Source organism: bacterium, assembly GCA_030647555.1.
Taxonomy (GTDB): domain Bacteria; phylum Patescibacteriota; class Andersenbacteria; order UBA10190; family CAIZMI01; genus CAIZMI01.
Genome location: JAUSJG010000020.1, coordinates 1 through 10305, shown reverse-complemented (window position 1 = coordinate 10305; position 10305 = coordinate 1). Strand labels below are relative to the sequence as shown.

The 10305-nt window shown below is 41.1% G+C and carries 11 protein-coding genes; 1 reads left to right on the top strand and 10 read right to left on the bottom strand.

The features are described from left to right. From Q7S57_04610 to Q7S57_04585, 6 genes are all read right to left on the bottom strand, one after another. Window positions 1-1320: DUF2341 domain-containing protein (locus Q7S57_04610; GenBank protein MDO8512530.1), on the bottom strand; the 1320-nt coding region annotated here is incomplete at its 3' end. Between the two features lie 311 nt (window positions 1321-1631). Then, the gene (locus tag Q7S57_04605; protein MDO8512529.1) at window positions 1632-2303 is read right to left on the bottom strand and encodes a nucleotidyl transferase AbiEii/AbiGii toxin family protein; all 672 of its coding nucleotides are present in this window, start codon (window positions 2301-2303) and stop codon (window positions 1632-1634) included. Continuing rightward, a complete protein-coding gene (locus tag Q7S57_04600; GenBank protein MDO8512528.1) occupies window positions 2304-2525 on the bottom strand; it encodes a hypothetical protein in 222 nt (73 codons plus the stop codon). 158 nt (window positions 2526-2683) lie between these two features. Next, a complete protein-coding gene (tsaE, locus tag Q7S57_04595; protein ID MDO8512527.1) occupies window positions 2684-3112 on the bottom strand; it encodes a tRNA (adenosine(37)-N6)-threonylcarbamoyltransferase complex ATPase subunit type 1 TsaE in 429 nt (142 codons plus the stop codon). An 80-nt stretch (window positions 3113-3192) separates the two neighbouring features. Beyond that, entirely contained in the window at window positions 3193-3987 is a 795-nt protein-coding gene (locus Q7S57_04590; protein ID MDO8512526.1) for an undecaprenyl-diphosphate phosphatase, read from the bottom strand. Window positions 3988-4214: 227 nt separating this feature from the next. Continuing rightward, window positions 4215-4511 (bottom strand): hypothetical protein, encoded by a 297-nt coding sequence (locus Q7S57_04585; GenBank protein MDO8512525.1) that lies wholly within the window; start codon window positions 4509-4511, stop codon window positions 4215-4217. Window positions 4512-4822: 311 nt separating this feature from the next. Between Q7S57_04585 and Q7S57_04580 the strand changes: the two genes are divergently transcribed. Further along, window positions 4823-5974, top strand: coding sequence for a hypothetical protein (locus Q7S57_04580; protein MDO8512524.1), 1152 nt, complete (start codon window positions 4823-4825; stop codon window positions 5972-5974). 169 nt (window positions 5975-6143) lie between these two features. Here the strand turns inward: Q7S57_04580 and Q7S57_04575 are convergent, their stop codons facing one another. From Q7S57_04575 to Q7S57_04560, 4 genes are read right to left on the bottom strand one after another with little or no spacing between them, the layout of a single operon-like run. Then, entirely contained in the window at window positions 6144-7238 is a 1095-nt protein-coding gene (locus tag Q7S57_04575) for a carbohydrate kinase family protein (GenBank protein MDO8512523.1), read from the bottom strand. Beyond that, window positions 7235-8221: a carbohydrate kinase family protein gene (locus Q7S57_04570; protein ID MDO8512522.1), complete on the bottom strand. Its 987-nt coding sequence runs from the start codon at window positions 8219-8221 to the stop codon at window positions 7235-7237. Before Q7S57_04570 ends, Q7S57_04575 begins: the two co-directional genes overlap by 4 nt. A 60-nt stretch (window positions 8222-8281) precedes the next feature. Then, complete coding sequence (locus Q7S57_04565; GenBank protein ID MDO8512521.1) at window positions 8282-9034, bottom strand: hypothetical protein; 753 nt, start codon at window positions 9032-9034, stop codon at window positions 8282-8284. Between the two features lie 29 nt (window positions 9035-9063). Beyond that, window positions 9064-10200 carry an ATP-binding protein gene (locus tag Q7S57_04560; protein MDO8512520.1) on the bottom strand — a complete coding sequence of 379 codons (1137 nt, stop codon included), beginning with the start codon at window positions 10198-10200 and terminating at the stop codon, window positions 9064-9066. Window positions 10201-10305: the final 105 nt, after the last annotated feature.

Below are 10305 nucleotides of genomic sequence, written 5' to 3'. Positions count from 1 at the left end.
TTTTATTGAAGTGACGGGAGAGGTGGAAGTGGAGGAAGCAGTAGAAGAGGGTTCTGTTATTGTATAAACTGATTCTGCCACAGCCGATGAAGCGCTTTCGCCGTAGGCGTTGTAGGCTTTTACGTATCTACCTGAATATTGAGTGTTAGGTGACAAACCTGTTTCTTCTATGTATGAGAGATCTGCTGTGGCGTTTGTGGATATTAAATTGTTTGCTGAGTCATAGAGTTTAAACCCTGTTTCTGTGGTGGCGTTATCTGTGAAGTTCCAGCGAATGGATGAACTTGATTGAGCAGTTGGGGTTGCGATGGTAGGGACGACAAGCCCAACAATATCTTGGCTGGCAAGAGTGAGTTCGTTGTTGGAGGCGTTCATATTGTTGTATTCAAATTTGATCCATTCGGCAGAGCGGGCGATGGAGGAGATGCGGGGTTCATCGATTATACCACCCATGTTATCGCCTTGAAAATCATCTCCAATTTCAACTCCTGCGGGATTTGTATTTGCTATCTGACCAGCAACACCTGTGCCTGTCGTCGATACCTGAGTCCCGTTGATAAATATTGATATATCTCCACTTGAACCATTCCATACACCCACAATGTGTGACCATGTATTGATAGGTAATTTTGGTACTGAATCTCTAAACTGAAAACCACCATCGTCTTGAATTCTCCCACCAAATTCGACAATACCATCGTTATAAATCCACATAACGAGTCGAGCAAACACATTACTAACATTAGTGCTTTCCCAAAACACAGTATTATAATGACCCATTTCTAATCTTGCAGGTTTTACCCAAACAGATGCCATTATATTCATCTGACCTTTTGCCAAAGAAGATATGGCAACAGAATCATTCACCCCATCAAATTGCAACGAGCCGTCAATTTTTCCTGTGGCTTGAACTGGGCCATTTGTTGGAGTTCCTGTGTTTACATTGCTTGTTGAATCGGCATTGTTGACCCCAGTTGTTTCCTTAAAATGCCACACGCCTTTAAAGCTTGAATCCCAAACATTAGTGACATCTTGGCCATCGGTGGCATCTGCTTTGCCATAGTACATATATATGTCTGTGTTGGTGGTTCCTGAAATTGCTGGGACTTTAACCCAAATTACTGCTGTGACAGCTGTTCCTCCTCCGCCTGACCAAGATTCGCGTTCGTACTTAAGCAGTGTTGAGCCATCCGAACTAGTGAATCTGATATCATAACCATTTGATAGTGCTGTGCTTATGTCTGAGTCACTTGTGATTTTTACTAATAACGGAAAGTCCGTAAGATCCGCATCTACATTACTTTGATCTATAGTGATCATTTTTCTGCAATTCCAGCCCGTCAGCCAACTTGTGGCTTGAGCTTTGTCAACTGTGGCTAAAAACAAAAAACCGACGCAGAATAAAACTGCAACGGTCTTGGCAATCCAAGAGCGAAAACCCTTACAATCCGAGTTTACTCTCTCTCTCTCTCTCTCTCGTATTCTGATTTACCGAATAGGATAAATTTTTATTGTTGTCGATTTGTTTAGTCATTTATTTGTCACCATTCATTAATATCTTACTACCTTTTAATTCTACCATTAATCCCCCCCCCCACAACTTTCAACCTGCGGATAAGTTTTAATTTGAATTATTTTATTTTTAATGTTTTATTGAATTCGTTCTGAAAAAAACTCCTGACTTTTTTAGCAATATCTTTCTCTGAATTTATTAAAAGTGGCATTAATTTTTCAAAGTCATCGCAAAGTTTATTTATTTTTTCTAAAAGCAAAGTTGGCTCAATTGCTACGCCAAATCTTTTTTCAACAAAATTTATTAATTCTTTTAAACCATACTTAGGCTTGTCTTTTAAATACCAATACAAATCATAAACATCTTTAACTTCGTTTCTTTCATAAGCCGAATGGACTTTATTTATCATAATGTCTAAAAGCGAATCAGCTTTTACGAAAAATTCTTTAACCTCTAATCTTTTTGCTGTTTTGGGAAATGGAAAAAACACGAATTCTAATTTTACATTATCTTTACCTTTTTCTATAAAATAAAGCCTTCTGTTTTGTTGTATTGAAGAAGTAATTTTGTCTGCTTTAATTTCTTTTCTTAATTCATTTATAAATATCGCATAATCAATATCTCTGAATAAATCTTCAGAAAAAAAATCTAAATCAACTGAAAATCTGTGAGACAAATAAAAATAAGAAAGTAAAGTACCGCCAGTCCAATAAAAGTTCTTTCCAAAATCACTTTTACCAATATACAAAAGAACATCTTTTTGCAATTGGGTTAATTCGATTTTTTTCATTTATTTGCCTGCCTTTAAATAATTTCTTAATAATTGCTTAAAAGAATGACTTATTTCTAATTTTGGCAAATACTTTTTTAAATCTTTTTTTGTTATCCTGGAAAAATCGCCAAATTTAATTTTTCTGCTCAAAAACCAAGTCATAACTTTTGGATTTTTTAAATCAATAGTCTCAAAATTATAATCCCAAAAAATTTGTTTCTCTCTTCTTGTTGGTTTCATGCATTGATTTTACCATAATTTTTGACTTAATTCAATGGCTTTATTGTAGTTTCGATCACGTCGCCAGCCCGCGAAACCTACCAAAAAGAAAACAGTACAGCCCTGCGCCGTACGCACTAAAGCTGACCACATTCGGCGGGTGGGTAAATTTTTGTTTTTTACAATTCTACGCTTACTTCTCTTTCTCCCTCTTTCTTTCCATATGAAAAATTTACTTCTATCGTCCTTCCCTTTCTTTTCCACATTTGCTTCAGTCTTTCCGGCCACTCGACGACCGTAATGGCTTGCTCGTCGGTCAGTAATTCGGGCAGACCCAGTGTGTCCACATCAATTTCAGGATTGTCCAAACGATATAAATCCAGATGGCGAAAAATTCCACCGGGAAAATTGTATTCCTGCAGAATCGTGAATGATGGCGAGTTGGGACTTTTTGTGGCATTTAATCCTTCGGCGATACCTTGTACAAAAGTTGTCTTGCCCGCACCCAAATCCCCTTTTAACAAAAACAGATCACCGGGTTTTAATTGTGTGGCGATTTTTTTGCCGAAGGCAACGGTTTCTTGAGCGGAATGAGTAATATCTTTCATAAAATTCTACTAACAAAATAATAATCGAACAACCAATCAGGGTCCGACCTTGGACAGGCCTGTCCAAGGTCGGACCCTGGTCAAAATATCGCCACCACGAAAGACAACGCCGCCACTACCATTAGATAAACGATAAATGGTTTGAAAGAATCTTTCGTCGCCACATACCGAATCAAGAATTTAATTGCCCAGAGTCCAACCAAGAACGAAACTACAAAACCTACGAAAAGTGGCCAAAATGCGCCTCCGCCACCGCCAAAATCTTTTAGCAACGCGAGAAAACCCGCGCCACCGGTAATCGGCATTGCCATTAAAAAAGAAAACTCGACCGCTTTTTCCCGACTCAAATTACTAAACACACCACCCGCGATTGTTGAGCCGGAACGCGAAACACCGGGTAGCAAAGCAACCGCCTGCAGTAACCCAACGCCAATTGTTTGCGGAACTGTTAAACGCCCACTTCGCACCTTGCGTTTATTTGCCAGATTTTTGTCCGCAAAATAAAGCATCACAGCGGTAAACAGAAAACCAAAACCCGTGATTACTAAACCGCGAAAATATACTTCCAATAAATCTTTCGCGAAAAAACCAAGCAACGCACCTGGAATCGTCGCCAGAATCAAAAGACCCAACAAAATTTCATCGTTTCTTGTGCCACGCCGAAAAATAGTTTTCACCAACCGCCACCAAGTGGCGCGATAAAAATATAGCACCGCAAAAAATGTTCCCAAATGTAGTGTCGCATCAAAGAGAACTCCTTCGTCATTCCAGTGTAATAAATGTCGCACCAAAACCAAGTGACCATCACTGCTGATTGGTAAAAACTCTGTTAACCCCTGAACGATTCCCAAAACTATTGAATGTAATATTTCCATTTCTTAAGGGTACCCCACTTCGCTCTGCGGAGCTACGCGGGGCAGGCAGGGAAACAGGGGTCAGGGTACTGGGTAAAAAGCCACCCCACTTCGCTCCGCGCGTTGCGCGGAGCTTCGAGGGGTTATTATCATTATGATTTATTTGTGAGTTTGCACTCACAAATTTACATTAAAGAAAATAAAAAATCCCTCGGAAAATCCGAGGGGGGGGGGCTGGTCCACCAAGACTAATAACCGACAGAACCCCTTTGTGCTTCTTGGTACACACTTGCCTTGACGCTGGCGCGAGTGTTTAAGTCCTTGGCGTGATTTATTGCCTGTCGCAACGCATCAGCATCGGAAACAGCGCCCAGCAAGATGCGCAACTCATTCACAAGGGTGAAATGCTCGGAATCAGTCCTGAGTCGCCGCACAGCTTCGGCAATCGCTTCCTCCTGATTATCAATACCAACAACTTCTTCCAATATGGTCAGTTCGGCATCGATAGCTTGCAACTCTTCCGTAAGATTTTCATGAACGGCCATAAAAACTCTCCTTTGTACTGTGGCTCAAAAAACAACGACTCATTAATACTATATAGTATACTATAATAATTGAAAAGGTAAAAAGAAAACTACCCTCCCCTACTCCCCACACCCCAATGAAAGCTCCCTTGCATAAATCAAATCCGCAAGTTATATTGGAGTGTCCTATACCCAGTAATACAACCCGCCATTCACCAACCACCTACAATTTATTCACCAGCTAAGAGAAATTATGACTCAACCTTATTTAATAAAATCCTCCAGTAATAAGCGATTGAAATCGCTTATTATGGCGAGTTGATATACTGGGTATGGAACTTACCGCACTTGACCAAGCTACCGAACTGCTCGCCAAAGAGCGGGAAATCTTAATCTTGGTACCCGAAAAAAATACTGCCGACACATTTTGCGCGATGGTTGGCCTTTCAATGGCGCTGGAAAAAATGGGTAAACAAGTAAAAATGATTTCCGCTTCCCATGTTCCGCAATCATTGCAATTTTTACCCGGCACCTCTCAAGTCCAAGACTATCTCGAAAAAACTACCGACCTGGTAATTGATTTACCGCTAAATGGTATTCGCCCGGCCAACATCACCTGGAAACAAGTGGAAAATTCCCTGCGTTTTGTGATTACCCCGGAACGTGGCCGTACTTTTTCCGACCCAACACCCGTGGCCCAGAGTGGCTTATACCCATGGAAACTAATCATCACGGTTGGCACACCGGAATTAAGCGCACTTGGAAAACCATTCACGGAACACGCCCCATATTTCTACGAAACACCCATTCTTAACATTGACCATGGCACGGCCAATGATTTTTTTGGGACCGTCAATTTAGTCACTGCCACCGCGAGCACGGTTACCGAAGTAGTCTACGAATTGATTAACACTTTGGGTGGTGTAAACATTATCACTCCGGAGGTGGCTACTGTATTATTTGCCGGCATTCTGGCGGGAACACGCTCCTTCCAGTCCCCCAATACCGCACCGCGTACATTTTCTATCGCCTCGGAACTCCTAGAACAAGAAGCTGATCGCCAAACGGTTACCCGTAATCTATTCAAGACCCATAAACTTCCGGAACTTCGTTTGATGGGACGTAGCCTCGCCCGCCTACATGAATTGTCAGAAAATATTCTTTGGTCGGTCATATTGCAAAAAGACTTTGAAGACAGTGGCGCCAAACCGGATGACTTACCAATAGTTTTGCAAGAAATGACCGAACGCGCCGGAGAAAACACACCAGTTGTTTTGGTATTTGAACGCCAAAAAGGAACAATGGAAGCATTGATTTTCCCGGGACGAATCAGTAAAGAAGATCGTGAAATTCTACGCAGTAAATTAAACGGGACTCTTGCGGGACACTTTGTATTGGTGGCGCTGGGGCCAGTCGTGCCAACAGACCTGGAAAAGACTCTACAGGATATTGTGGTGACGAAGTTGCCGAAGAACCAGACGTAATTTTTAATTTGAAATTTGAAATTTTTAATCAATTTGTCAGCCGTCGCTAAAGCTATGGCCGACAAGAAATATCGTAATAGTTTAATTTGAAAAACGCGTTTGTATTTCAAATTTAGATATTAAAAATTGATTTCAAATTTCAAATTGTAAATTTCAAATTTAGAACTCCCTAAATCAACTTAGGTTGGATATCAGAAAATTCCTGAATAGTCTTTTGTATTTGTGCTTTTGTTTGTAGTCCTTCTCTCGCTCCAATATATTGCACCACCATACGCGCATTGGCCGCGCCCCATCTTAATGCCTCTTGAAGTGGCTCACCATAATGAAGCGCGGCAACCGTCGCCGTAGCATAACTGTCACCACAACCGGTACGCTCTACAACAGGACCAAGATCGGGGAAAATAGACACTTGCCACATTTGTCCACTCTGCCAAGCGTAGGCACCATTTTGGCCGTCCGTCACTACAACATTTTTGGGTCCAAGTGCCGCCAGCTTTTGTAGCAGTGTTTTTACATCATCCTTGCTGTTCAAAATTTTCTGCGCCTCCTCTACGTTGAGAATAAAAAATTCCGATTTAGCGAGTAGCGGTTTCATTGTTTCCAGTCCCGAATTAAGTTGGTGCGTACCAGGATTAAAAGCCAGTTTGGCACCAGATTTTTCAACGTAATCAAGCAAGTCCGCCGTAATTTTTTCCCACCCGTGCCCCATGCTGGTCAAATAAACCCAATCAGCTTTTGGCAACTCCGGGAAATTATAGTCACGATCATTGTGATAAACCAAAATTGAACGCTCCGCCTGAAAATTTAATACCACCGAATAATTTGTGCCTTTGTTTTGATCTTCTTCGATTAATTCCGTTTCTACTTTTTCAGCACGAAAAACATCCAGTGCCTGCCGGCCATTTGTATCTTTACCAAGCATCGTCCAAATACCGGCTTTGAGTCCCAATCGGGCCGACCCAATTGCGTTATTCGCCGCATTCCCCACTGCATCAATTTCCGTTGCTTTACTCACTGGAACTTTTCCTGCATAGTCGAAACAAAGCAGACAATCCTTTTCCTTTTCGTTGCACACAACATCAGCATCAGCTAGTTCCAAAAATACGTCAGTTGTAGAATCGCCGATGGCGATAATATCGTAAACATCCGCCCGTTTTTGCAAAACAATATCGTCAGTATGTAGGGGAGCACGTCCCTGTGCTCCCTCGGGCGGACGAGGACGTCCGCCCCTACGACCACCAAACAATTCACTAAAAATACTCATATCTTTTGCGCCTTAATTGTCTGCTTCTCAAGATTTTGCAAAAGCACATCACGCTTAAGCAACCCCGCGCGCGAACCAACATAACTAATTACGGAAGAAGCATTTTCCGCTCCCCACAAAAGCGCCTCATCGTCGCTTTTTCCGAAGATTAGTGCCGCCAAAAACCCCGTCGCAAAACTATCACCGCAACCTGTTCGCTCAAGAACGGTTGTCGGCAAAACCGGCATCGTCCAATAAACTTCGTTCAATAAGGCATGCGCCCCATTTACCCCATCAGTTATTACCACGTTTTTCGGCCCCGTTTCTTTTGTTTTAATCAATAACTCTTTCATCGAATCCGTTTTGCAACCGCATATTTTTTCGGCTTCTTCACGATTTACAAAAAGCGTATCCGTAACCGATAAAACATTTTTCAAATCTTCCGGTTTTGATCGTAACTGCATCGAACCGGGATTAAACGCCACTTTACAACCAATCTGTTGCACGTAATTAAGGAAGTCAGGAATAATTTTTTCCCAGTTCTGCCCCAAACTTGTGAAATAAACCCATTTGGCTTCGGGCATATTTTGAGGCCATTCGTAAACACGCGGTGCGTGATAACTCAAGATTGTCCGTTCTGCGTTATAAGTTAGAACTAATGAATAATTAGTTCGTTCTTTTTGATCAAAAATAACGTTTTCAGAAAGCACACCTTCCTTTTCAAACACATTTGAGACAATCCGCTGTCCATCATCATCGTTTCCCAAAATCGTCCAAATTCCGGTTTTTAGACCCAACCGCGAAGCACCAACGGCAACATTGGCCGCGTTCCCCACGCCCTCAATTTCCTGAACACTCTCAACGGCAATCTTATCCCCAAATCGCAAGCACAATTTATCTCCACGCTTTTCCGGCTGTTTTATCACAGAAGCGTCTTTGAGCCCCATAAAAACATCCGTGGTCGTGTCACCAATCGCAAGCAGATCTAGTTTTGTTTCAGTCATAGTCCAAGTTTACGGGAAAAAGACGGGAAATCAAAACTGCCTCCCTATCACAATTTTTGACTACTTTGTAAATTTAAAAGTGGACATTATTTTTTTTGCTTCAGTCGTAATTATAGGATCTTTAGGATCTAATTCAAAAGTCGATGATTGCCTAATGTCGGGTATAGATAAAAGAATATACGTGTTTTTACCTGTTTCGATATATACATAATAATCATTTCTTGATGTTGAAACAATAGTCGCATAAGCGTTTTTCCCATCTATATTTATTTCTGCAACGTTACCGTAAGCATCCTTTAAAAAATTCTTCAAGTTGGTAAAGTCTTTTCCAGTTAACCATTTAGCATTTTCAAGAAACCAATCAATAGAAGACAAATGTCCAGCTGAAAAATCGAACAAAGGTGGCGATTGTCTATTATATTCTTTATTTTGTTCGATATGTTCTGGAGAAGTTAATAATATGCCGTCATCACTAATACTGGAGACCCAATTTTCTGGATATTTAAACTCAAATCCATATGCAGTGTTGCTATACGTCTTCCAGCCCGCGACTTGATCTGACGCCGCAGGACACGCCGCAAATTCACAATTTGGCCCCGTTCGACCGACACTTGAACCATCCGAACATATTTTTGCTTCTTGGGTGCACACCGCCGGCTGTGGTTTTGGTATTTCCGCAATTGAGTTCATTCCCTTGCTGTATTGCATCCCCAAATAAAACCCAATAAATGGCATAGCGATAAATAATATCCCCGCCACGATTTTTGAGAAGGTTGTAACCGTTGTGAATTGTTGTTTGATGTTGGTGTTCATAATAATTATATTAAAGCACGATAATTTAATCAAAGCAAAACGAAATCCAAATAATTTTTTGGGTTCACAACTTCAAATGACGCTTCTTTGTAAGCATTAAGCCAGCTTTTTCCGTTATTGTTTTTGCTTTTTTCGCTCCATTTAAATTCATAACCAAAAAGTTTTCCGTCGCGTTCTTCGACAAAATCAACTTCTTGTCCTTCCCAAGTGCGCCAAAAATAATTATTGGCATAAACTTTCCCGTAAGCATTTCTTTTTATCCTCTCAATCACCATAAAATTTTCCCAAAGCGCACCAACGTCGTCGCGAGAGGAAAGATCGTTAAAATTGGAGATAATGGCGTTTCGGATGCCGTTGTCATAAAAGTAATATTTGCTTTTCTTTGTGATTTCTTTCCTTAGATTTTTGCTAAAACCGCGCAAGTTGTACAAAACAAAAGATTTTTCCAACAGATCCAAATAACGCGCAACCGTTTTACTGTCGATGCCGATTTGCGAACCTATTTCCGCTAAAGACACCTCATTACCGATCTGAAACGCAATTAACCGCAACAGATCCAAAAGTACCTTGGAACCTTTGATTTTTTCCATTTCCAAAATGTCTTTTAATAAATATGAGTGCGCCAACTCTTCCAGTTTTGCCGTTCGTTCCTCCTTCGTATTTGCTGTTATCACTTCGGGATAAGAACCAAAAACCAGCCGTTCGGCCAATTTTTCTTTTAATTCAAAATGATTGTTAAGCTTTCCAAGCTCCACTTGAGAAATTGGAAATAACGTCAATGTGTTTTTTCTACCCGTCAACGGTTCGCCAACTTGTCCGGAAAGTTCAAACGAAGACGAGCCGGTAGCAATAATTTTGATGCCGGGGATTTGATCGACCAATATCTTCAAGCCCATTCCGACATTGGGAATTTTTTGCGCTTCGTCAATCGCGATTAATTCGTAACCGGAAGCATACTCTTTTAGCAGATCAAAATTGCGGGAAGAAAGCGTTTCCGCCACTTTTATATTGTCCCCGGAATCTAACTTGTATTTGAGTCCGCTTTGCTTCAGATATTGATTTAGCAAGGTGGTTTTACCAACACGACGCGGACCATAAATAATCAGGGCCTTATTCGGCGCAATATATTTGCCTAAATCCTGATAAAAACGGGGAATATTCACCACAACTACATTCTATCATCTTCCGTGAAATAAGTCAATTACACGGAAGTTGCTTCCGCGTAATAGGGTTTTTGGGCACGGAACAGGTTAAAAACCAGAGAGAAATAA

Coding starts and splice junctions, on each gene's coding strand:
- tsaE (MDO8512527.1), bottom strand. CDS start 3,112: ATGAAAGATATTACTCATTCCGCTCAAGAAACCGTTGCCTTCGGCAAA.
- Q7S57_04605 (MDO8512529.1), bottom strand. CDS start 2,303: ATGAAAAAAATCGAATTAACCCAATTGCAAAAAGATGTTCTTTTGTAT.
- Q7S57_04580 (MDO8512524.1), top strand. CDS start 4,823: ATGGAACTTACCGCACTTGACCAAGCTACCGAACTGCTCGCCAAAGAG.
- Q7S57_04575 (MDO8512523.1), bottom strand. CDS start 7,238: ATGAGTATTTTTAGTGAATTGTTTGGTGGTCGTAGGGGCGGACGTCCT.
- Q7S57_04590 (MDO8512526.1), bottom strand. CDS start 3,987: ATGGAAATATTACATTCAATAGTTTTGGGAATCGTTCAGGGGTTAACA.
- Q7S57_04585 (MDO8512525.1), bottom strand. CDS start 4,511: ATGGCCGTTCATGAAAATCTTACGGAAGAGTTGCAAGCTATCGATGCC.
- Q7S57_04600 (MDO8512528.1), bottom strand. CDS start 2,525: ATGAAACCAACAAGAAGAGAGAAACAAATTTTTTGGGATTATAATTTT.
- Q7S57_04565 (MDO8512521.1), bottom strand. CDS start 9,034: ATGAACACCAACATCAAACAACAATTCACAACGGTTACAACCTTCTCA.
- Q7S57_04570 (MDO8512522.1), bottom strand. CDS start 8,221: ATGACTGAAACAAAACTAGATCTGCTTGCGATTGGTGACACGACCACG.